At 52.2% G+C, this 23,111-nt stretch carries 20 protein-coding genes; 2 read left to right on the top strand and 18 right to left on the bottom strand.

Translation table 11 applies throughout. The features are described from left to right. Nucleotides 1–38: 38 nt before the first annotated feature. Both secA and secM read right to left on the bottom strand, forming a co-directional pair. Nucleotides 39–2,741, bottom strand: a complete 2,703-nt coding sequence (gene secA / locus KP22_RS11020) for a preprotein translocase subunit SecA (protein ID WP_039305776.1) — start codon at nt 2,739–2,741, stop codon at nt 39–41. Nucleotides 2,742–2,853: 112 nt separating this feature from the next. Continuing rightward, the gene (gene secM, locus KP22_RS11015) at nt 2,854–3,369 is read right to left on the bottom strand and encodes a secA translation cis-regulator SecM (protein WP_197061574.1); all 516 of its coding nucleotides are present in this window, start codon (nt 3,367–3,369) and stop codon (nt 2,854–2,856) included. Nucleotides 3,370–3,395: 26 nt separating this feature from the next. Between secM and KP22_RS11010 the strand changes: the two genes are divergently transcribed. Beyond that, nucleotides 3,396–3,923 carry a DUF721 domain-containing protein gene (locus KP22_RS11010; protein ID WP_039324239.1) on the top strand — a complete coding sequence of 176 codons (528 nt, stop codon included), beginning with the start codon at nt 3,396–3,398 and terminating at the stop codon, nt 3,921–3,923. Nucleotides 3,924–3,939: 16 nt separating this feature from the next. Here the strand turns inward: KP22_RS11010 and lpxC are convergent, their stop codons facing one another. The 16 genes from lpxC to mraZ all read right to left on the bottom strand — a co-directional run bounded on the left by lpxC (nt 3,940) and on the right by mraZ (nt 21,796). After that, on the bottom strand, nt 3,940–4,857 hold the full coding sequence (gene lpxC / locus KP22_RS11005) for a UDP-3-O-acyl-N-acetylglucosamine deacetylase (protein ID WP_039278868.1): 918 nt from the start codon (nt 4,855–4,857) through the stop codon (nt 3,940–3,942). 104 nt (nt 4,858–4,961) lie between these two features. Then, complete coding sequence (gene ftsZ, locus KP22_RS11000) at nt 4,962–6,113, bottom strand: cell division protein FtsZ (RefSeq protein ID WP_011095311.1); 1,152 nt, start codon at nt 6,111–6,113, stop codon at nt 4,962–4,964. A 68-nt stretch (nt 6,114–6,181) separates the two neighbouring features. After that, entirely contained in the window at nt 6,182–7,438 is a 1,257-nt protein-coding gene (gene ftsA / locus KP22_RS10995) for a cell division protein FtsA (RefSeq protein WP_010298002.1), read from the bottom strand. 53 nt (nt 7,439–7,491) lie between these two features. Then, complete coding sequence (ftsQ, locus tag KP22_RS10990; protein WP_039305767.1) at nt 7,492–8,316, bottom strand: cell division protein FtsQ; 825 nt, start codon at nt 8,314–8,316, stop codon at nt 7,492–7,494. A gap of 1 nt (nt 8,317) precedes the next feature. Then, nucleotides 8,318–9,238 carry a D-alanine--D-alanine ligase gene (locus KP22_RS10985; RefSeq protein ID WP_039305764.1) on the bottom strand — a complete coding sequence of 307 codons (921 nt, stop codon included), beginning with the start codon at nt 9,236–9,238 and terminating at the stop codon, nt 8,318–8,320. 8 nt (nt 9,239–9,246) lie between these two features. Further along, a complete protein-coding gene (gene murC / locus KP22_RS10980) occupies nt 9,247–10,707 on the bottom strand; it encodes a UDP-N-acetylmuramate--L-alanine ligase (RefSeq protein ID WP_039305762.1) in 1,461 nt (486 codons plus the stop codon). Between the two features lie 61 nt (nt 10,708–10,768). Continuing rightward, entirely contained in the window at nt 10,769–11,860 is a 1,092-nt protein-coding gene (murG, locus tag KP22_RS10975) for an undecaprenyldiphospho-muramoylpentapeptide beta-N-acetylglucosaminyltransferase (RefSeq protein ID WP_039324237.1), read from the bottom strand. Next, the gene (gene ftsW, locus KP22_RS10970) at nt 11,857–13,059 is read right to left on the bottom strand and encodes a cell division protein FtsW (RefSeq protein ID WP_039305756.1); all 1,203 of its coding nucleotides are present in this window, start codon (nt 13,057–13,059) and stop codon (nt 11,857–11,859) included. Before ftsW ends, murG begins: the two co-directional genes overlap by 4 nt. After that, complete coding sequence (murD, locus tag KP22_RS10965; protein WP_039324234.1) at nt 13,059–14,375, bottom strand: UDP-N-acetylmuramoyl-L-alanine--D-glutamate ligase; 1,317 nt, start codon at nt 14,373–14,375, stop codon at nt 13,059–13,061. Before murD ends, ftsW begins: the two co-directional genes overlap by 1 nt. A gap of 3 nt (nt 14,376–14,378) precedes the next feature. Beyond that, nucleotides 14,379–15,461, bottom strand: coding sequence for a phospho-N-acetylmuramoyl-pentapeptide-transferase (gene mraY, locus KP22_RS10960; protein ID WP_010298023.1), 1,083 nt, complete (start codon nt 15,459–15,461; stop codon nt 14,379–14,381). Further along, nucleotides 15,455–16,816 (bottom strand): UDP-N-acetylmuramoyl-tripeptide--D-alanyl-D-alanine ligase, encoded by a 1,362-nt coding sequence (murF, locus tag KP22_RS10955; protein ID WP_039324231.1) that lies wholly within the window; start codon nt 16,814–16,816, stop codon nt 15,455–15,457. The genes mraY and murF overlap by 7 nt, the downstream gene beginning before the upstream one ends. Continuing rightward, complete coding sequence (gene murE / locus KP22_RS10950; RefSeq protein ID WP_039305748.1) at nt 16,813–18,300, bottom strand: UDP-N-acetylmuramoyl-L-alanyl-D-glutamate--2,6-diaminopimelate ligase; 1,488 nt, start codon at nt 18,298–18,300, stop codon at nt 16,813–16,815. The genes murF and murE overlap by 4 nt, the downstream gene beginning before the upstream one ends. After that, a complete protein-coding gene (locus tag KP22_RS10945) occupies nt 18,287–20,050 on the bottom strand; it encodes a peptidoglycan glycosyltransferase FtsI (RefSeq protein WP_039305745.1) in 1,764 nt (587 codons plus the stop codon). Before KP22_RS10945 ends, murE begins: the two co-directional genes overlap by 14 nt. Before the next feature lie 23 nt (nt 20,051–20,073). Further along, complete coding sequence (gene ftsL, locus KP22_RS10940; RefSeq protein ID WP_039305741.1) at nt 20,074–20,394, bottom strand: cell division protein FtsL; 321 nt, start codon at nt 20,392–20,394, stop codon at nt 20,074–20,076. Beyond that, on the bottom strand, nt 20,391–21,335 hold the full coding sequence (rsmH, locus tag KP22_RS10935; RefSeq protein ID WP_039324229.1) for a 16S rRNA (cytosine(1402)-N(4))-methyltransferase RsmH: 945 nt from the start codon (nt 21,333–21,335) through the stop codon (nt 20,391–20,393). Before rsmH ends, ftsL begins: the two co-directional genes overlap by 4 nt. Nucleotides 21,336–21,337: 2 nt before the next feature. Next, complete coding sequence (mraZ, locus tag KP22_RS10930) at nt 21,338–21,796, bottom strand: division/cell wall cluster transcriptional repressor MraZ (protein WP_039305736.1); 459 nt, start codon at nt 21,794–21,796, stop codon at nt 21,338–21,340. A gap of 876 nt (nt 21,797–22,672) precedes the next feature. Between mraZ and KP22_RS10925 the strand changes: the two genes are divergently transcribed. Further along, nucleotides 22,673–23,110 carry an L-alanine exporter AlaE gene (locus KP22_RS10925; protein WP_039324227.1) on the top strand — a complete coding sequence of 146 codons (438 nt, stop codon included), beginning with the start codon at nt 22,673–22,675 and terminating at the stop codon, nt 23,108–23,110. The last annotated feature ends 1 nt before the right edge of the window (nt 23,111 follow it).

The following is a 23,111-nucleotide window of genomic DNA, read 5'->3' as shown; positions in this document are numbered from 1 at the left end:
TTACTTATCACATATTAATCACTGGATTTAGCAGTCAATTATTTCTGTAAGCGACCGTGGCACTGCTTATATTTCTTGCCTGAACCACATGGGCAAGGATCGTTACGTCCAATTTTACGGTCTGCCTGCGCCGGTGACCCCGTATTCAGGCTTTCTTCTTCCTGATGGCTAAACTGCTGTTGCTGCGCCAAACGCTCTGCTTCTTCACGGCGTTGCAGCTCCAGTGCTTCGATTTCTTCCGGCATTCTCACCTGGACTTTGCTCAGCGTGCTGATCACTTCATATTTCAGTGATTCCAACATTGCGGCAAACATAGAGAACGACTCACGCTTATATTCTTGTTTCGGATCTTTCTGTGCATAGCCACGCAGATGGATACCCTGACGCAGGTAATCCATTGCCGCCAGATGCTCTTTCCACAAGGAATCCAGCGTCTGCAACATCACGCCTTTCTCGAAGTTGCGCATGACTTCAACGCCAACCACTTCTTCTTTGCGATGATAAACCTCAAGCGCCTGCTGGAAAATACGCTCACGCAGCGTTTCTTCGTGCAGCTCAGGCTCTTTATCCAGCCACGCCTTGATCGGCATATCCAGATCGAAGTCGTTCTTCAGGCGCTGTTCCAGACCTTCCGTATCCCACATTTCTTCCAGAGATTCCGGTGGAATGTAGCTGTCGATAGTCGCTTTAAACACATCCTCACGAATACTGGTGATGGTTTCACTGATATCGGACACATCCAGCAGTTCGTTACGCTGTGTGTAGATCGCACGACGTTGGTCGTTCGCCACATCATCGTATTCCAGCAGCTGTTTACGAATATCAAAGTTGCGGCTTTCCACTTTACGCTGTGCGTTAGCAATCGCCTTAGTGACCCACGGATGCTCAATCGCTTCGCCCGGTTTCATACCCAGTTTACGCATCATATTAGAAACGCGATCGGAGGCAAAAATACGCATCAGCGCATCTTCCATCGACAGATAGAAGCGTGATGAACCCGCATCCCCCTGACGACCAGAACGGCCACGCAGCTGGTTATCGATACGGCGAGACTCATGGCGCTCAGTACCGATAATATGCAAACCACCCGCAGCCAACACGGCATCATGACGCACTTTCCAGGCCGCTTTGATTTCTGCAATTTGCGCGTCATCTGGGTTTTCCAGATGTGCTATTTCTGCCTGCCAGCTACCGCCCAATACGATATCCGTACCACGACCCGCCATGTTGGTCGCGATGGTCACCGCACCAGCCTGACCCGCCTGAGCAACAATATCAGCCTCCATGGCGTGGAATTTTGCATTCAATACATTATGTTTGATGCCCGCTTTCTCCAGCGCCTGAGAAACCACCTCGGATTTCTCAATCGAGATCGTACCAACCAGAATAGGCTGACCTTTTACGGAGCGGTCTTTGATATCTTCAATGATGGCATCGATTTTTTCCTGCTCGGTCATGTAGACCAGATCAGGCAAGTCTTTACGGATCATCGGACGGTTGGTCGGCACCACAATCGTATCCAGCTTATAAATGGAGCTGAACTCGAACGCTTCGGTATCTGCTGTACCGGTCATACCTGCCAATTTTTCATACAGACGGAAATAGTTCTGGAAGGTAATAGAAGCCAGCGTCTGGTTTTCATTCTGAATGGCTACTTTTTCTTTCGCTTCCACGGCCTGATGCAAGCCATCAGACCAACGACGCCCCTGCATGGTACGCCCCGTGTGTTCGTCAACGATGATAACTTCACCGTCTTTCACAATGTAGTCCACATCGCGGGTAAACAGCACGTGCGCACGCAGCGCAGCGGTCACATGATGCATCAGCATAATGTTGGTCGGAGAGTACAGCGACTCCCCCTCTTCCATAATGCCTTCTTTCACCAGCAATTCTTCTACCAGAACCAGACCACGTTCGGTGAGATTCACCTGACGAGCTTTCTCATCAACAGAAAAGTGGCCTTCGCCGTGGAAGGTATCCGAATCCTCTTTCTCCTGACGGATCAGGTGAGGGATGATTTTATTGACGCTGATATAAAGCTCAGAGCTGTCTTCAGCCGGACCGGAAATGATCAGCGGCGTACGTGCTTCATCGATCAGGATGGAGTCAACCTCATCCACCAGCGCATAGTATAATTTACGCTGCACGCGCTCTTCCGGGCTGAACGCCATGTTGTCACGCAGGTAGTCAAAACCGTATTCGTTATTGGTACCGTAGGTGATGTCTGCCGCATAGGCTTCACGCTTTGCCGGAGCAGGCATTCCCGGCAGGTTGATACCGACGCTCAGGCCAAGGAATTCAAACAACGGACGGTTGTTTTCGGCATCACGCTGTGCCAGATAATCGTTCACAGTCACCACGTGTACGCCACGACCAGTCAGCGCATTCAGGTACGCAGGCAGCGTTGCCGTCAGCGTTTTACCTTCACCGGTGCGCATCTCCGCGATGCAGCGCTCATTCAGTACCATACCGCCAAGAAGCTGCACATCGAAGTGACGCATGCCAAAGACACGCTTACTGGATTCACGGACTACCGCGAAGGCTTCCGGCAGCAGGTTCTCTAGCGTTTCACCCTTTTCCAGACGAACGCGGAACTCTAGCGTTTTCGCTTGCAGTTCCTCATCTGAAAGTTTTTCCATTTCTGGTTCTAAACGACCAATGACATCAACATTTTTACGCATACGACGCAGCGTACGATCGTTACGGCTACCAAAAATTTTGGTTAGGATATTCATGACCATAATAGTTTTAATCTCACAAATGCCACGTATCCAGTGGCAACACAACATCGAAAGACTGAGAAACTCAGCAAAAAACGAGAGAAATTTCTTCAGCTAATTATCTACTACACGTTCAGCTGAAAAGAGAGGGCCCTGCACGGATGCCGCGGATTTGGGCAAGCCAGATGCCGATTTGATGATATGCCTGAGGATAAAAAATGACTCGTTCAGCATGGGGGAAGATCACAAGGGGATACTGGGAATCCTGCGTTAGCAACGCATTTAGCGTATCCAGTAAAACCAGAGAATGGGGTTGTAGTTCGTCGACCTGCTGGGTATTGACCGTCTGTGGCGTCGTCAATGCAAAAGAAAGATGGCGAATAACCGTACGAATCGCATGTTGATGCCAGTAATCAACGCTGTAAGACGAACGCCGATGCGCTTCCTTCAGCGCTACCAGGTCGGTAAGACTCAGCGATACGTTATTCTGGCGACTAACGCTGGAGCTTGAATTAGGGAGTGAGGCGATATCCTGTGAGTCGTTCAGGCTTGTCGGCAGACCAAGACTCGCCGCGACCATCCCTAATAAGAGATGCGGCCAGAAATAACGTCTGCCAAATTGTCGCCAACGATTTAGAATACCAATCACGAGTAACATCCACCGGAGCCAGGTCTATGCGTGATAGCCGCCCACAATCACTGGAATTTCTGTTTGATAGCGCATCCATGTCGGGTAAAGGCCCGCTACAAGATGTGCAACAGCGCGCTATCGCCTTATTAAAACTCAACCGTGCCGTGCGCGGATTACTGCCTGCACCGTTGCACCCATGGTGCCGCGTCGCTAATTACCGGCAAGGTTTACTGATACTGGAAACCGCCAACGCCAGTTGGCTGATGCGGTTACGTTACGAACAACCTGCGTTGCTCTCTGCGTTACGCGCACAAATACTACCATCATTGGCTTCAATCGACATCAGGATTAATCCAACGCTTGCCGCAAAAGGGCATGAAATCGTGAAAAATAATGACATTACGCCGACGGAAAATACCGATGACAAACCGTTGCGTCAGTTGAGTGAACAAAGTGCGGAGACGTTGAGGACGATAGCAGGCAATAGCCCGGAAAAACTCAGAAAGATATTAGAACGACTGGCATCACTGGCCGGAGAGAGTACCAGTAAAACCAGTCGTAATAAGAAGTGAACTACGACTTCAAACGTTACGCCAGCACGATAGACGGTGCTTTAAACGCCAGCGGCATTTCAGCTTCGTCTTCAAAGGTTACGTATTCCCACGCTTCCTGATTTGCCAGCACAGCCTGCAACAGTTTGTTGTTCAGAGCATGGCCGGATTTAAATGCAGAAAACGCACCGATGATGTTGTGACCACACATAAACAGGTCACCGATGGCATCCAGCATTTTATGACGGACAAACTCATCTTCAAAACGCAGACCGTCTTCATTTAGTACGCGGTAATCGTCAACGACGATGGCACAATCCATACTGCCGCCCAGGCACAACCCACGAGACTGCAAGTATTCGATATCGCGCATGAAGCCGAACGTACGTGCACGGCTAATCTGGCGAACAAACGCATCAGCAGAGAAATCCAAACGGTAGCGCTGGTTGCCCGCATCAATCGCCGGGTGGTTGAAGTCGATAGTGAAATCCAGGCTGAAGCCGTTAAACGGTTTCATTTCGGCCCACTTGTCGCCATCTTCAACGCGAACTGGCTGTTTGATACGTACGAATTTCTTGGCGCAGTTCAGCTCTTCGATACCCGCATCTAACAGCAGGTAGACGAATGGGCTGGCGCTGCCATCCATAATAGGAATTTCTGGTGCGTCAACATCAATGACAATATTGTCAATGCCCAACCCTGCAAGCGCAGCGTTAAGATGCTCCACCGTAGAAATACGCACGTCATGCTCATTAACCAGGCAAGTACAGAGCATGGTATCACGCACGGATTTTGCATCAGCCGGAAAATCAACCGGGGGATTCAAGTCTGTGCGGCGATAGATGACCCCGGTATTTGCCGGTGCAGGACGCATGGTCAACGTGACCTTCTTGCCGGTATGTAACCCGACACCAGTCGCCTGAACAATACGTTTTAGTGTACGTTGTTTGATCATCATTTTATCTCGCATGTTACTGAACCTACCGATCTAGTATACACCAGACTCGGTGGCACAGTTTAGCACAAAGAGCGGATATTCCAACGTTATCTGGCAGCAAATTAGTCTGCCTGCTTACGCAGAAATGCCGGGATATCCAGATAGTCTGGCTCTTTATTCGTCTGCGGATTCTGGTCGTTAACCACTTTAGCAGCCGGTTTTTCCTGCGCCAACGGCGTCATACCGTGTTGCTGGTAACGATGATCCATCACAGGCTGACTGGCCTGCTTGTTCGTGACCAGAGTAATCTCAGGACGCTTGTCCATGCCGATCCCCGTAGCAACAACCGTTACACGCAGTTCATCATTCATTTCTGGGTCAAGCGATGTACCGATGACGACTGTCGCATTGTCGGAGGCAAATGCGCGGATAGTGTTACCTACCGTCTCGAACTCATCCAGACGCAGGTCAAAGCCCGCCGTGATGTTGACCAACACGCCACGAGCGCCGGACAGATCGATATCTTCCAACAGTGGGCTGGAGATCGCCATTTCCGCCGCTTCTTCCGCACGGTCTTCACCACGCGCAACGCCGGAACCCATCATGGCATAACCCATTTCGGACATCACGGTACGCACGTCTGCAAAGTCGACGTTCATCAGGCCTGGACGAGTGATAAGCTCGGCAATACCTTGCACTGCGCCTTTCAGTACATCATTTGCCGCACCAAACGCATCCAGCAGGGAGATACCGCGTCCCAGCACTTTCAGCAGTTTGTCGTTTGGAATAGTGATCAGCGAGTCGACGTGCTTAGACAGCTCGGCGATACCCTGCTCAGCAAACGCCATACGCTTTTTGCCTTCAAAGTTGAAAGGCTTGGTCACCACAGCGACAGTCAGAATACCCAGGTCTTTTGCTACTTCGGCCACAACCGGTGCAGCCCCAGTCCCTGTGCCACCGCCCATACCAGCGGCGATAAACACCATGTCCGCACCTTCCAGTGCTGCACGCAGCGCTTCACGATCTTCTTCAGCCGAATTACGACCGACTTCCGGGTTAGCACCTGCGCCCAGACCTTTGGTAATGCCGCTACCGATCTGAATCGTCTGGCCAACAGCCGTTTTACGCAATGCCTGCGCATCCGTGTTGACCGCAAAGAACTCGACGCCTTCGATGCGCTCACGCACCATGTGTTCGACAGCATTACCGCCGCCGCCACCGACGCCGATGACTTTAATCACCGCGTCGTTGGTTAATTCCATTGGTTCAAACATAATTTCTCTCCGTTTGTGCCTGTAACTGCGAGATCAGAAAATTGTGCCAGGTGATCTCTTTGATAAAATTAAAATTCTTTCCTCAACCAGCTGTTGATTCTCTTGAACCAGTTGCTCACTGAGGCACGTTTTTCGACTTCATGCTCACCACCAAGGTGAGATTCTTTTCCGTAATGGAGCAACCCAACTGCCGTTGAGTAATAAGGCTCTTGGGCATAATCCGTCAGCCCTGTTATATTCATTGGTTGTCCAATACGCACCTGTGTATGGAACACACGCTGCGCACAGGCCGCCAGACCGTCTATTTGCGCGGCACCGCCTGTCAGCACAATCCCTGCCGCCAGATGATGTTTCACGCCTTGTTGACGTAACTGCTCCTGCAACTGTAAAAGTTCATCGTTCACCAAATTCAACAGTTCGGTGTAACGTGGTTCAATAACTTCCGCCAATGTCTGTCTTTGCAGACTGCGGGGTGGACGTCCTCCAACGCTCGGGACCTCCACATTCTCATCTTTGCCAACGATCGCACCTAATGCACAACCATGGCGCACCTTGATCGCTTCGGCATCCGTCGGCGGCGTACCAAACGCATAGGCAATATCGCTGGTAACCACATTGCCTGCATACGGAATCACTTTAGTGTGCCGCAATGCGCCACCGGTATAGACCGCGATATCCATGGTGCCACCACCGATATCGACTACGCATACGCCCAGTTCACGTTCGTCTTCTGTCAGCACTGCATAGCTGGAGGCCAACCCAGCAAAAATCAGTTGGTCGACCTTTAAGCCACAGCGTTCAACAGCTTTAACAATATTCTTCGCCATATCGTTATGGCAGGTTATCAGGTGGACTTTCGCCTGCATACGCACGCCGGATAAGCCAACCGGATTTTTAATCCCTTCCTGATAATCGATCGCGTATTCCTGTGGGATCACATGGAGCACACGGTGTTCATCGCGCACGCGCACGGACTTGGCGGTGTGCACCACGCTTTCCACATCGTCCTGCGTTACTTCTTCTTCTGAAATAGGCACCATCCCTATTTCATTCTGGCAACTGATATGTTTTCCCGACAGCGCCAGATATACGGAAGAGATCTGGCAGTCTGCCATCAACTCAGCCTGATCAATAGCGCGCTGAACACATTTAACGACCGATTCCAGATCGTTTACGCCGCCTTTATCCATACCGCGTGACGGGCAACTGCCTACGCCAATAATATTGACCATGCCATCGGGTAGAACTTCCCCTACCAGCGCAGCCACTTTTGCTGTACCGATTTCCAGCCCAACTACCAGTTTTCTGTCCGTCGACTTGATCATTGTTGTTTAGCCTGTGTCTGTTTCTGGTTACTGTTCTGTTGCTGATCAATGTCTTATTGCTGACCAACTCGTTGCCGATCAACATTTTGTTGATCAAGCAAGGCTGGAGCCCAGCCTATCGCGGCCCCGCTGTCATAACGCAAGTCCACATGGCTGATACGCTTGTTTTCGCTCTGAGCTTGCCGCTGCAACAGCGGATACAGCTCGATAAAGCGTTGCAGACGTTTGGCTCTATCGTCCCGCCCCAATTCAAGGCGGGTATCATCATCTAATCCTAGTTGCCACGAGTGCCGCGCACTCATCGCCACCATTTTTAACGTAAACTTGCCGGCAGCCAGTGTCTGATTCATTGCCCTATAGCCTTCCAACACTTCTGACTCAGTACCTTCAGGGCCATATAACAGCGGCATCTTACGATTACCAATGCGTTCGGCAGGTACACTGAACGAATTTCCTTCCGCATCAACCATCAGTTGATCATTCCAACGCGCAACCGGAACATATTCAACCAGATGAATCTTTAATTCGTCCGGCCACTGCTTACGTACGCTGGCCTGTTTTATCCACGACAGACGCTCGATCTGTTGTTGGATCACGTTCACATCCTGTGTCATGAACGTTCCCGGCGCCCCCAACGACAAAATTGCCTGACGGATATCGTCGTTGGTGGTGTACTGCCTTTCCCCTGTTACTGCCATACGGGAGAGTGGTAATCGGCTGGCATCTTTCATCCACTCGACCACCATCCAGCTTCCCCAGACAATCGTCCCTATCACCATCAGCAGGAAAATTATTCCTGCCAATTGGCCTCCATTACTGCGACGTGTTCCTTTCGTTTCAGGCTCTCGTCCGCGTGTATTCAGCGCTGCCTGCGACATATTAGCCAGCGAGCTCCAAAATTTTCACAACCAGTTGCGAGAATGTCAGCCCGCGTTGACGCGCCGCCATAGGAACCAGACTGTGGCTCGTCATCCCCGGAGAGGTATTTACCTCAAGCAGATAAAAAACGCCGTCGCTATCCAGCATAAAATCGACGCGTCCCCATCCGCTGCAATCCACCGCACGATAAGCCTCCATTGCCAACACAGCTAATGCTTGCTCTTGCTCATCCGACAAACCACTTGGACAGAAATACTGTGTATCATCCGATAAATACTTCGCTTCATAATCGTAAAACGTACCCGCAGGCTGAATACGAATAGAAGGCAATACCTCATCACCCAGAATAGCAACCGTATACTCTGGGCCACTCAGCCATTTCTCGACCAGAACATCGTCATCGTGGCGGAATGCTTCTTCCAGTGCTACTGGCAGTTCGCTAAGCGAATTGACTTTGCTCATGCCAACACTGGAACCTTCACGGCTTGGCTTGACGATCAACGGCAGCCCGAGGTGGGTGAACTGCGCCAGCAATACATTTGCTGCCGTCTCTGAATATTGGCGACGATCCAGCGCCACATATGGCGACACTGGCAACCCCACCGCTTGCCATACCTGTTTAGTCCGGCGTTTATCCATCGTCAGTGCGGATGCCATAACGCCGCTGCCGGTATAGGGCAGTTCCAGAAACTCCAGGACGCCCTGCAATGTACCATCTTCACCACCACGACCGTGCAAGGCGATAAAAACGCGGGTAAAGTCCTCTTCCTTCAACTTCGTCACAGGGAAGTCACGGGTATCGACCGCATGCGCATTGACGCCCGCCTCTTTCAGGCCAGCCAAAACCGCCTGACCGGAAAGTAACGACACTTCACGTTCGGCAGAGGTTCCACCAAGCAATACAGCAACTTTCTCAGTCATGATGTTCCTCATTCACTTATCTGCGGCTGTAATCTGGAGTCAGCCAGTTTACGTGCCAGTTTACCGATGTTGCCGGCTCCCTGAACCAAAATAAGGTCTTCACCTTGCAGCGCCTGTGACAACAGTTCCGGTAAAGTATCCACATCTGTCACCAGAATCGGATCAATCTTACCTCTCCCGCGAATCGTGCGGCACAGAGAACGGCTGTCCGCGCCCGGAATCGGCGATTCTCCTGCGGAATACACATCCAGCATCAGTAGCACGTCAACTTGCGATAACACGTGTGCGAAATCGTCATACAAATCGCGGGTTCGCGTATAGCGATGCGGCTGAAAAATCATAACCAGCCGTTTATCCGGCCAACCGGCACGGGCAGCTTTAATCGTGGCATCGACTTCCGTTGGGTGGTGGCCGTAATCATCCACCAACATCGCCGTACCGCTTTGCCCATTCACCAGTTCAAGCGGGTACTCGCCGAGGAAATCAAAGCGACGTCCCGTGCCCTGAAAACGCTCAAGCGCACGTAAAATCGCTTCGTCATCAATGCCTTCATCAGTCGCTACAGCAACCGCCGCCGCCGCGTTAAGCGCATTGTGACGACCCGGCGCATTCAGCGTGACGTTTAGCAGCGGTTTGTCTTTCCTCTCCAGAGTAAAATGTCCTTGCGCGCCAGTCTGGTGATATCCGGCAACGCGGACATCCGCATCGTCACTAAAGCCATATGTGGTGATATGACGACCAACGCGTGGCAGAAGCTCGCGGATTACCGCGTCATCAATACACATCACTGCCTGGCCGTAGAACGGCAAATTGTGCAGGAAATTGATGAATGTCTGCTTCAGATTCTCAAAATCACCCTGATAAGTGTCCATATGATCGGCTTCAATATTGGTCACAATCGCCACCATCGGCTGCAAATGCAGGAAAGACGCATCGCTTTCATCGGCTTCTGCAATCAGGTAACGGCTTGAGCCCAAACGCGCATGCGTTCCCGCCGCTTTAACCAACCCACCATTCACAAACGTAGGGTCCAATCCCGCTTCCGCGTAAATACTGGTGACCATCGCTGTAGTAGTCGTCTTACCGTGCGTACCCGCGATCGCAATACCGTGACGAAAACGCATCAGTTCCGCCAACATTTCGGCACGACGGATCACTGGAATACGTGCGTCATGCGCGGCGACAATCTCAGGGTTATCCGCAGTAATCGCACTCGACACCACAACCACACTGGCGTTCAGAACATTCTCTGCACGGTGGTGGAAATAAATCTGCGCACCAAGTCCGGTCAACTGTTGCGTCACCGCATTCGGTGCCAAATCGGAACCGCTAATCTCATAACCTTCGTTGGCCAACACTTCGGCGATACCACCCATGCCAGCACCGCCGATGCCGACAAAGTGGATGTGCCGAACGCGATGCATCTCGGGCACGATTGAACGTAGTTTCGCCAGTTGTTGAGTATTCACTTTATTCTATCGCTACCTTATAGCGTCGTCGCACAGCCTTCTGCCGACAACGTTGTATTAATTAACCATGAGCCACATGAGTGGCCCGACTGCCTGCCGCTGCACTGACTTCCGCTGCAACCCGTTCGGTTGCATCTGGAATCGCCACTGCGCGGGCTTTTTGCGCCATGGTCAGCAAGGTTGTGCGATCCCAACCGGACAACACCTCGCTGACGGCCGCCACACTGAACTGTGGTTGCTCAATAATTTTTGCTGCACCGGCCTTTTCCAACGGCAGCGCATTCCAGTACTGCTGCCGATCTTTATGCTGAAACGGGACAAACAGCGCGGGTAGACCTGCTGCTGCAATTTCACTGACGGTCAATGCGCCGGAACGGCACACCACAACATCCGCCCACGCGTAGGCTGCTGCCATGTCATCAATAAACTCAGTAATCTTGTGCTGCGTCGGCCCTGCATCCTGATAAGCCTGCTGAACGGTTGATAGCGCACCTTTACCGACCTGATGCCAAATCGTCACACGGTCGCCCAACTTTGCTGCCACGTCGGGCAGCGTTTGGTTCAGCACCCTAGCCCCCTGACTGCCGCCAACAACCAGCACCCTCACAGGGCCTGAGCGATCGGCTAATCGTATTTCCGGCGCAGGCAACGCCAGAACATCAGTTCTTACCGGGTTACCTACGACATCCGCTTTGGGAAACGCGCCCGGAAATGCCTGCAATACTTTTTTGGCGATATGGGATAACCAGCGATTGGTCAATCCTGCAATACCGTTCTGCTCATGCAGTACGACTGGAATGCCACACAGCCAGGCAGCCAGACCGCCGGGGCCGGAAACGTAACCGCCCATCCCCAGCACCACATCAGGCTGGTAACGGCGCATAATCGCCCGCGCCTGGCGCACTGCCTGAAAAATACGGATCGGTGCGCTTAACTGCGCCCGAATGCCTTTACCACGCAAGCCAGAAATGCGGATAAAGTCAATTTCGATACCGTGCTTAGGCACCAAATCGGCTTCCATACGATCCGCCGTACCTAACCAGCGAACCTGCCAGCCCTGCGCCATCAGGTGATGAGCAACCGCCAACCCGGGGAAGACATGGCCGCCCGTGCCACCCGCCATCACCATCAAACGCTTGCCTTCGCCACTCATCGGGCACCTCTCGTAAACGCCTGCGCTTTCGTCAGACGCGTTTCAAAATCAATGCGTAACAGCAACACAATCGCCGTCGACATAATCAGCAAACTGGAACCACCGTAGCTGATCAGCGGTAGCGTTAACCCTTTCGTCGGCAGCATTCCCGCCGCCGCGCCAACGTTCACCAGCGTTTGAAAGCTGAACCAAACGCCGATCGAACAGGCCAGAAAGCCCGAAAAGCGCTGATCGATCTCCAGCGCCCGCTTTCCAATAGACATCGCGCGAAAAGCGACGAAGAATATCATTAACAACGCTAAAACCACACCGATATAGCCGAGTTCCTCACCTAAAATAGAGAAAATGAAATCGGTATGCGCTTCCGGCAAATATTCCAGTTTCTGCACTGAATTTCCCAGCCCCTGTCCCCAGAATTCACCGCGCCCAAACGCCATCAGAGATTGTGTTAACTGGTAGCCGTCGCCGAACGGATCTTCCCACGGGTTCCAGAAAGACGTCACACGTCGCATACGGTAAGGTTCAGCCACAATCAACAGGCCAACAGCAAACCCGCCGGAACCAATGATTGCCAGAAACTGCCACATCTTGGCTCCGGCCAGAAACAACATCGCCAACGTCGTAATAAACAGCACAACCACCGTACCGAGGTCAGGCTGGGCCAGTAACAGCACCGCCAACACCACCATCACGCCCATCGGTTTGCAAAAGCCCCAGAAGTTATTTCGGACTTCTTCAACCTTGCGCACCATGTAACTAGACAGGTAGCAAAACAGCGCCAGTTTGGATAATTCAGCAGGCTGAATACGCAATGGTCCCAGTGAAATCCAGCGCGATGCGCCATTGACCGAACTTCCCACTACGAGTACGACCAGCAGCATAACCATGGCGAGCAAGAGCAGTACCGGGCTGTAACGTTGCCATATCTCCATCGGGACGCGCAGGGTGATTAACGACAAACCAAATGCCAACCCCAGATAGATCGCATCACGCTTCGCAAATAAAAACGGGTCGCTGGCAAGGCGCTGCCCAACTGGCATGGAAGCCGACGTCACCATCACAAAACCAATCACGGCCAGCCCAAGCGTCAACCACACCAGCGTTCTATCGTACAGAACGATGCTGAGCGTATCGCTTTCACGCGTTCCCATAACCCAGTTTTTGATGCGTTCAATAAACGCCAGCCCGAAGAAGCGCATCAGCCTAACTCCTCTGCCAGACGAGCAAACTCATCGCCGCGCTGTTCAAAACTGCGGAACTGATCCAGGCTTGCGCAGGCTGGCGACAGCAACACCATATCGCCCGGCTTAACGCGCTCAGCAATGATGTGCATTGCTTGTTCCATCGTTTCTGTCTGTTCGGAAATTTCCGGGCGCAGTGCAGCCAACTGCTGTCCGTCGCGACCAAAGCAATACAAATGAATATGCTCACCCTGTAAATACGGTACCAGTGGCGAGAAGTCGGCAGATTTACCGTCACCGCCTAACAACAGGTGTAGCGTGCCGTCTACCGCCAAACCGCTCAATGCGGCCTCGGTGCTGCCCACATTGGTGGCTTTAGAATCATTGATCCACCGCACACCGTTGCGCTCAAAGGCCATTTGAAAACGGTGCGGCAGCCCGGTAAATGACGTCAACGCCGTCAGTGCAGACGCGCGCGGAACCTTCACTGCATCCGCCAGCGCCAGCGCTGCCAATGCGTTCGTATAATTGTGCTGCCCGACAAGCTTGATTTCACGGGTGTTGAGAACACGTTCACCGTCCACGCGCAGCCAGGTTTCTCCCTGCTGGCGGTTAAGGTGATAATCGCCCACATCGACACCAAAACTGCGGCAGCGTGCATCCGCACCGCGCACCGGCATGGTTAATGCATCGTCAGCATTCACAACACACAAATCTGCGTTTTCATAAATACGCAATTTTGCTGCCCGATATTGTTGTAGACCAAACGGGTAACGGTTGGTGTGATCTTCCGTCACGTTCAGAATGGTTGCCGCAGCAGCGTGCAGGCTACTCGTCGTTTCCAGTTGGAAACTCGACAACTCCAGTACATAAAGCTGAGCGGGATGCTCTAGCAGTTGCAGCGCGGGTAGGCCAATATTGCCACCAACGCCAACCTGCCAGCCTGCGGCACGCGCCATTTCACCGACCAGCATCGTCACCGTGCTTTTACCGTTAGATCCGGTAATCGCCACAATCGGTGCTTGAGCTTCACGGCAGAACAGTTCGATATCACCAACAATCTCAATGTCAGCGTCGGCTGCATCACACAGAATCGGCGTCGCCAGCGCGACACCGGGGCTGGCGACGATCAAATCTGCATTCATCAGCCAGTCTTCATTCAGGCTACCAAGATGGCGTTCTACCTGTTCCGGCAGCTTATCCAGACCAGGCGGACTGATACGGGTATCCACCACGTGCGGCACCACACCACGCGTGAGAAAGAAATCGACACAGGAGAGCCCGGTCAGCCCCAACCCGATAATGACGATTTTTTTACCCTGATAGTCCACCATGTCTTATCGTACCTTCAGCGTTGCCAGGCCAATCAGCACCAGCATCAATGAAATAATCCAGAAGCGCACAATCACGCGCGGTTCCGGCCAGCCCTTAAGTTCATAATGATGGTGAATCGGTGCCATGCGGAAAATCCGCTGCCCACGCAACTTAAAGGACCCAACTTGCAGAATCACCGACAGCGTTTCAACCACGAACACGCCACCCATAATCACTAACAAAAACTCCTGACGCAGCAGCACCGCGATAGTCCCCAGCGCGCCGCCCAGCGCCAGTGAACCTACGTCACCCATGAAGACCTGCGCCGGATAGGTGTTAAACCACAGGAAACCAAGCCCTGCGCCCACAATCGCGGTGCAGACGATCACCAGTTCACTGGCATGACGGATATACGGAATATGCAGATAACCGGCAAAATTCATGTTCCCTGTTGCCCACGCCACCAGCGCAAAACCAGCGGCAACAAACACGGTCGGCATGATTGCCAACCCGTCCAGACCATCAGTCAGGTTTACGGCATTACTCGTGCCGACAATCACAAAGTAGGCCAGCGCAACATAGAGCAGACCCAATTGCGGCATCACATCTTTGAAAAACGGTACAACAAGCTGCGTAGCTGGCGTATCTTTACCGATGGAATACATGGTGAAAGCCACCACTAACGCAATCACCGACTGCCAGAAATATTTCCAGCGGGCAATCAACCCTTTGGTATCTTTACGAACCACTTTGCGATAATCATCAACAAAACCGACTGCACCATAGCCAGCGAGTACAAGCAGTACGCACCAGACATACGGGTTCGACAAATTCGCCCACATCAAAACGGAAACGATAATCGCCACCAGGATCATCACGCCCCCCATCGTCGGGGTTCCGCGCTTGCTGAAATGTGATTCCGGCCCTTCGTTACGCACAACCTGCCCAATCTGCAAACGTTGCAGCCAGGCAATCATGTGCGGCCCCATCCATAAGGAAATAACCAATGCGGTCAGCAGGCTGACAATGGCGCGGAACGTCAAATAAGAAAAGACGTTAAAGCCGGTATAAAGTTTGGCCAAATGTTCGGCCAGCCATACTAACATTGCGCATTCTCCTGTAATGCCTGTACAACCTGCTCCATCGCAGCACTGCGTGAGCCTTTGACTAATACGCTAATGACGTTATGTTCTGACATCAGCACCTTCAAACGTGAAACCAGTGCGGCTTTATCCTGAAAATGCTCACCATTGCCACTGGCAGTGCCGATCAATTCACTCAACGTTCCCACACTCAATACGCGATCGATGCCCGCGACACGTGCGGCTTCACCCACCTGACGATGGCACTCAGGGGCTTCATCCCCCAGCTCGCCCATATCACCGACAACCATCACACGGTAGCCTGGCATCTCTGCCAGCACCTGTGCCGCCGCCGTCATTGAACCGACATTCGCGTTGTAGCTGTCATCCAGCAGCAGCTTGCCTTCAGACAAAGCTATCGGGAACAGCCGCCCCGGCACCGCCTGGAGCTGAGATAATCCGGCTTTAACGGCTTCCAGCGTCGCTCCGACGGACATTGCCAGCGCTGCCGCCGCCAGTGCGTTAGAAATGTTATGTCGACCCGGTAAAGGCAGCAGAACCGGCGTTTCACCAAACGGTGTATGCAGAATGAAACGCGTGCCTTGCGCCAAAACGTCTACGTCGCTGGCAAAAAAATCGATATCGCAAGCAGCCTGCGGCGAGAAACGCCAGACGGTTTTATGATTCAATGTGACCTGCCAGTGCGGGAAATCGTTACTGTCAGCATTCACGATTGCGACGCCGTCTGCCGGCAAACCAGAAAAAATCTCACCTTTCGCCTGCGCCACACCAGCCAGTGAACCGAAACCTTCCAGATGCGCGGCGGCCAGATTGTTGACCAGCGCGCTTTCCGGACGGACCAGATCGGTGGTATAGGCAATCTCACCAATATGATTCGCCCCTAATTCAATCACTGCAAACTGGTGCTCCGCCGTCAAACGCAGCAGCGTTAACGGCACACCGATATCATTATTAAAGTTACCGGCGGTATACAGCACAGAACCACACTGGCGCAGAATCGCCGCTGTCATCTCTTTAACCGAGGTTTTTCCGGAAGAGCCGGTCAGTGCGACAACGCGCGCTGTTGACTGCTGGCGTACCCAAGCAGCCAATTGCCCCAGCGCCAGACGCGTATCGCTCACCAGCAACTGCGGCACATTGATAGGTAAGTGCTTACTGACCAACAGAGCCGCCGCGCCGCCTTTTACCGCATCAGCAGCGTAATCATGTGCATCGAATTTCTCGCCTTTCAGCGCAACAAACAGGCAGCCGGATGCCAGCTTACGCGTATCGGTTGAAACATCTTCAATATCAATATCTTCGCCAATCAGCTGCGCATTCAGCACCGTGGCAAGCTGCTGCAAAGAAACGCGAATCATGCGATCACCCCCAGCAAGCGGGCAACGGTGATGCGATCGGAATAATCGAGACGCTGATTGCCCACCAGTTGGTAGTCTTCGTGCCCTTTACCCGCAACCAGCACCACGTCATTTTCCTGCGCCTGCATAATCGCGCTGGTAACTGCCTCAGCACGTCCGTGAATCACCTGAACGCGCCCAGCATCCAGCAGCCCGGAGAGAATATCGGCAACAATTGCCTGAGGCTCTTCACTGCGCGGGTTATCATCGGTAACCACAACGCGGTTAGCCAGTTGTTCTGCGATACCGCCCATAAGTGGGCGCTTACCTTTATCACGATCGCCACCACAGCCAAACACGCACCAGAGTTTCCCCTGGCAGTGCAAACGCGCGGCTTCAAGCGCTTTTTCCAGCGCGTCTGGCGTATGGGCGTAATCAACAACGACCGTTGGTTTTCCTTCAGCATGGAAAACTTCCATACGGCCGCATACAGGTTGCAGTTGAGATCCGGCGATGACCAATTTATCAAGCGGATAGCCAAGAGACAGCAGCGTTGCCAGTGCCAGCAGCATATTGCTGACGTTAAACGCCCCCATAAGGCGGCTTTCAATTTCGCCCTGTCCCCAACTTGAATCAAATGCAACCGTGGCACCGTTGTCGTGATAATCAATCTGTGTCGCTTTCAGCCAGCGCCCACGGCAACCGGGGACAAGATTGTTTTCCATCGTGACGGCAACCGCATCCGGCAGCTTCGCCAACCAGCGCAGCCCGACCTCGTCATCGGCATTGATAACCATCTGCCCCACGCGATGCTCGGAGAACAGCGCCCATTTGGCCGCTTCGTAACTTTCCATATCGCCATGGTAATCGAGATGATCGCGGCTCAGGTTAGTGAACACCGCCGCCGCGAACGGCAACGCAGCCACACGATGCTGCACCAGACCGTGGGAGGACACTTCCATTGCGGCGAACGTCGCGCCTTGTTCCGCCAGTTGGCTCAGTACCTGCTGAACATCGACAGCGGAGCCCGTCGTATTTTCTGTCGGAATCGCCTGACCCAATAGGCCATTACCGACAGTGCCCATCACTGCACTCGTTTCGCCTAATTCCTGGCTCCACTGCGCCAGAAGCTGAGTCGTTGTCGTTTTTCCGTTAGTTCCCGTTACACCAATCAGCTGTAATTTTTCCGCAGGCTGCTGGTAAAAACGCCCTGCAAGTGCGGAAAGCCGCTGGTTCAGGTTGCTGAGATATATCACTGGTACACCATGCATTTCGCGAACGGTGCCATCAGCTGCTTCACCTTCTGCTTCGGCAACAATCGCTGCAACGCCTTGCGCAATTGCCTGCGGAATATAGCGCCGTCCATCTGCTTTGTGCCCAACAATCGCGACAAACAGATCCCCGGCAGCCGCGACGCGGCTGTCTAATGTCATTTCCCGCAGCGCGCACGCCGGGGTGTCTTGCACCCACGGCGCAAGTAAATCGCGCAAATTACGATCTGCCACCTGATCCCTCTTCTCTATTAATTACAAATTCGTTTTTGTCACCTGTCGGCAACGCATCCGGTTCGATATTCATCGTGCGTAGAACGCCGCCCATAATGGCGCCAAAGATTGGCGCAGAAACCGCACCGCCATAATACTTCCCTGCCTGCGGATCGTTAATCACAACAACCAAAGCAAAACGGGGGTTACTGGCTGGTGCCACGCCTGCCGTGTAGGCAATATATTTGTTGATGTATTTGCCATCCGGGCCAACCTTCTTGGCCGTACCGGTTTTAATCGCAATGCGGTAACCTTTAATGGCCGCCTTCGTACCGCCGCCGCCGGGCAGCGCAACGCTTTCCATCATGTGCACCACGGAACGCACCAGCGCTTCAGAGAAAACACGCTCGCCTGGAACGGGTGGATCAACCTTGGTAATCGACAGCGGACGGTAAATACCGAAACTGCCGATCGTGGCGTAGACTCGCGCTAACTGTAACGGTGTTACCATCAGCCCATAGCCGAAAGAGAAGGTGGCCCTCTCTATGTCAGACCACCGTTGTTTTTGAGGGTATAAGCCACTACTTTCTCCGACCAACCCCAAATTGGTCGCTTTTCCTAATCCAAAGCGCGCGTAAGCATCTACAAGCGCAGAGGAAGGCATCGCTAACGCCAGCTTAGACACACCAACGTTACTCGATTTCTGAAGCACGCCCGTCAGCGTCAATTCGCTATAACGCGCCACATCTTTGATCTCATGACCATTGACGTAATACGGCAGGGTGCTGAGTACACTGTTTTCTTTCACGACACCGCGCTGTAGCGCCGCCATCACCACCATAGGTTTAACGGTAGAGCCGGGCTCGAAAATGTCGGTAATCGCGCGGTTACGCATAATGTCTTGTGGCGTACCCGACAGATTGTTCGGGTTATATGACGGGCTATTCGCCATTGCCAACACTTCGCCAGTATTCACATCGACCAGTACGGCCGTTCCTGACTCAGCTTTGTTAAAAGCAACGGCGTTATTGAGTTCACGATAAACCAGCGCCTGCAACCGTTCATCAATACTGAGCGCCAGATTATGTGCGGCCTGGCTGTCAACGGAGGAGATATCTTCAATCACGCGGCCAAACCGGTCTTTACGTACAGTGCGTTCGCCGGGTTGCCCGGTCAGCCAGCGGTCAAAACTTTTCTCTACGCCTTCAATACCTTGCCCATCGATATTGGTGAAACCGATAAGGTGAGAGGTCACTTGTCCGGAAGGATAATACCGGCGAGATTCCTGCCGCAGATTAATGCCCGGCAATTTCAGCTTATGGATGTATTCGCCAATAGCCGGATTCACCTGACGCGCCAGATAAACAAAGCGCCCTTTAGGGTTAGCATTGATCTTGGTTGACAATTGATCTAACGGGATATCGAGCGCATCAGAAAGTGCTTTCCAGCGCGTATCCAACGTAATGCCGCCACGATCGTTGACTTCTTTTGGGTCGGCCCAAACAGCATTCACCGGTACGCTGACGGCCAAAGGTCGACCAGCGCGATCGCTTATCATGCCGCGCGCCGTTGGCACTTCTTGTACACGTAGGGAACGCATATCCCCTTCGCGCACTAATTTGTCTGGGTTGATGACCTGGAGATAAGCCGCACGAGCCATCAAGCCGACCATCGCGAGCAGGATGCAGCCGCAAAGCAACGCAAAACGCCAGCTAACAAAGCTGGCTTGATCTTCCTGGCGTTTTAACTTTCCTGTACGGGCTGCTTTCATGCTTAGCTGGTTGCCTATTTAGTTCATTGCTTAACCACAATGTTTTCCTGTGACGGATCAACGTGCCCCATTTGCAGTTTTTCCGTCGCGATCCGCTCCACGCGGCTATGATCCCCTAGTGAGTTTTCCTCCAGGATCAGATTTCGCCATTCAATATCCAACGCATCACGCTCCAGTAGAAGCTGCTCGCGTTCTGCTGTCAGCAAGCGCGTACGGTGCGCCGTCGTGACCACAAAGACCGCAGAAACCAGCACAGCAACCATCAGCAACACCGGGAGCTTTGCATTACGCAACAAATCCTCACCGATGACGCCAACCAGAGTATGACGCTCGTTACCGATCATGCGGGCAGTCTCTCAGCAAACCGCAGCACGGAGCTGCGCGCGCGTGGATTTTCTGCCACTTCTGCTTCCGAAGGCATCAGTTTCTTTCCAACGGCCTTTAACGTCTGTCCGCCCTGGCTGCGCAGTTGCGCTTCCGTTAACGGCAAACCCGCTGGCACCTGTGGCCCACGGCTTTGATGGCGAATAAACCGTTTCACAATCCGATCTTCTAACGAGTGGAAGCTGATCACCGATAAACGCCCCTGCGGGGCCAGTACGCTCAGAGCACCTTCTAACGCCCGCTCGATCTCTTCTAATTCGCTATTGATATAAATGCGGATCGCCTGAAAACTGCGCGTTGCTGGGTGCTTGTGCTTTTCTCTGATCGGGCTGGCAGCAGCGATCAGTTCCGCCAGTTCCTTTGTTCGCGTCATCGGTTCTGTACGATTACGTTCCACAATGGCGCGGGCAATACGTTTGGCAAAACGCTCTTCACCGAACGTTTTCAAGACCCAGACAATATCGTCAGTTTCTGCTTTCATCAGCCATTCGGCAGCGGATAAGCCACGCGTTGGATCCATACGCATATCCAACGGGCCATCGCGCATGAATGAGAACCCACGCTCAGGATCGTCAAGCTGCGGGGAAGAAACGCCAAGATCGAGCAGAACGCCATCGATCTGTCCAGTAAGCCCAAGCTCCGCAACATACTCCGCCATGGCGGAAAACGGCCCGTGAATAATAGAGAAACGAGGATCGTCAATCGCCTTGGCGGCTTCAATTGCCTGAGGATCGCGATCGATAGCTAACAGACGCCCTTCCGACCCCAGTTGGGAAAGAATCAGACGAGAATGACCACCGCGGCCAAAGGTGCCGTCGATGTATATGCCGCCGCTGCGAATGTTCAGGCCATTCACTGCCTCATCCAACAGGACGGTGGTATGTTTATAATTTTCCAGCATGACTATAGCGATAGGTCCTGCAACCGCTCAGACAAAGGTTCCTGAGTCGATTGTTCAGCGTCAATATCATCCCTGACCTGTTGATACCAAGTCTGTTCATCCCACAGCTCAAACTTGTTGAACTGCCCAACTAGCATCACTTCTTTTTTAAGATCCGTATGCTGCCTTAGCGTATTCGCAATCAACAAACGTCCTGCGCTATCCATTTGGCATTCGCTGGCATGCCCTAACAACAAACGCTGAACGCGACGTTCAGCAGGGTTCATACTCGACAAACGAGACAGCTTTTGTTCAATAATTTCCCATTCAGGCAAGGGATAAAGCAGCAGGCATGGCTGATGCAGATCAATGGTGCAAACCATTTGACCTTGCGATTCCCCGTTCAGCATTTCCCGATATCGGGTAGGCACAGCAAGGCGCCCTTTACTGTCGAGGTTAACCAGCGTAGCTCCACGAAACATACCTGAGTTACCCCTCCATAACCTTTTTCACCACTTTACCCCACAAAATCCCACCTTTGAGAGTGTACGGAGGGTATGAAAACCTTGTCAAGCCAGAGCGGACGCGCTTTGGGATTATTCGCGAATGAATTGGGGCTGGTATAGAGGTAAAAGGAATAAGGTGTCAGAATTAACAAAGATTAACATCATGATAATTTAAGAGAAATTCAAATCGAAATAGGAGCATTGCAAACATATAGCGACTAACCCCGGCATATTAATTATTTTTATTGTCACAAGCTGATACCAAAGATAAAGGTTTTCAGAATAGTCTCATCAGGCCAAACACCTTGAATGCCAAGGCCTGCCAGCCCGCAGAATGATACCGTAGCTGTTAACATTTGCTCAATGTCACATTTTTAACATCAACATCGTCAATTTTGTCTTAATCAGCCAGTTTACTTTACGTTAAGCACTCTCACAGACGAATCGGGTTTCCTACAGGTTCAGGACACATACCGAATAAACTGTGCATCCCATATTCCCAGAGAAGTATTAAAGGGGACGTCACAAGCAACCCTGTTTTATCGGTCATTCCCCCGCTTCCTTTCATGCTTCAACATAATTAAATCTTCGAGGAAAATCCGTTCGCCCTAAAAAACTCAACCTCTTGTTTTAAAAAATTTTAAATTCTTTGCCGCGATAAAAAAACGAGAAATTCATCGGATAGGAATAAAGTAGCGGAAAAGTATAAAAAGCACTCACAAATAAATATTTTTACCTAGTACCAAGCCAATCATTCAGTGATGTAAACTACGCAAACAAAATAAGGCATAACAAAAAACCACACAATTCAAATTAACCAGTTTATCCTCCCTAAGAATGGAGCACCCAGGTATGTTTTCCCCGACGTCACGATTGCGAAGTGCCACTGCTGATACCTTTGCTCTCGTTGTCTACTGTTTCATCATCGGCATGGCGATTGAAATCATGCTTTCCGGTATGAGCTTTGAGCAGTCGCTGTCTTCGCGTCTGCTATCTATCCCCGTCAATATTGCGATTGCCTGGCCATACGGGCTTTATCGCGATCGCGTGTTGAATATGGCCAAGCGCCACGGTGGTGACCATTTTCTCGTGCGCAGCGTTGCCGATCTATTTGCGTATGTCAGTTTTCAATCCCCGGTTTATGCCATGATTCTCTGGGTTATAGGGGCAAGTCCCGCACAAATTCTGACCGCAGTTACCAGCAACCTAGTGATATCAATGGTGATGGGCGTAACGTATGGCTATTTTTTGGAATATTGCCGTCGGCTATTCCGAGTAGCCTTGCCATAAC

The sequence above is a fragment of the Pectobacterium betavasculorum genome (assembly GCF_000749845.1).
In the GTDB taxonomy this organism is placed as follows: domain Bacteria; phylum Pseudomonadota; class Gammaproteobacteria; order Enterobacterales; family Enterobacteriaceae; genus Pectobacterium; species Pectobacterium betavasculorum.
The sequence above is the reverse complement of the archived record's forward strand: the minus strand, read 5'-3'. Positions and strand labels throughout refer to the sequence as shown.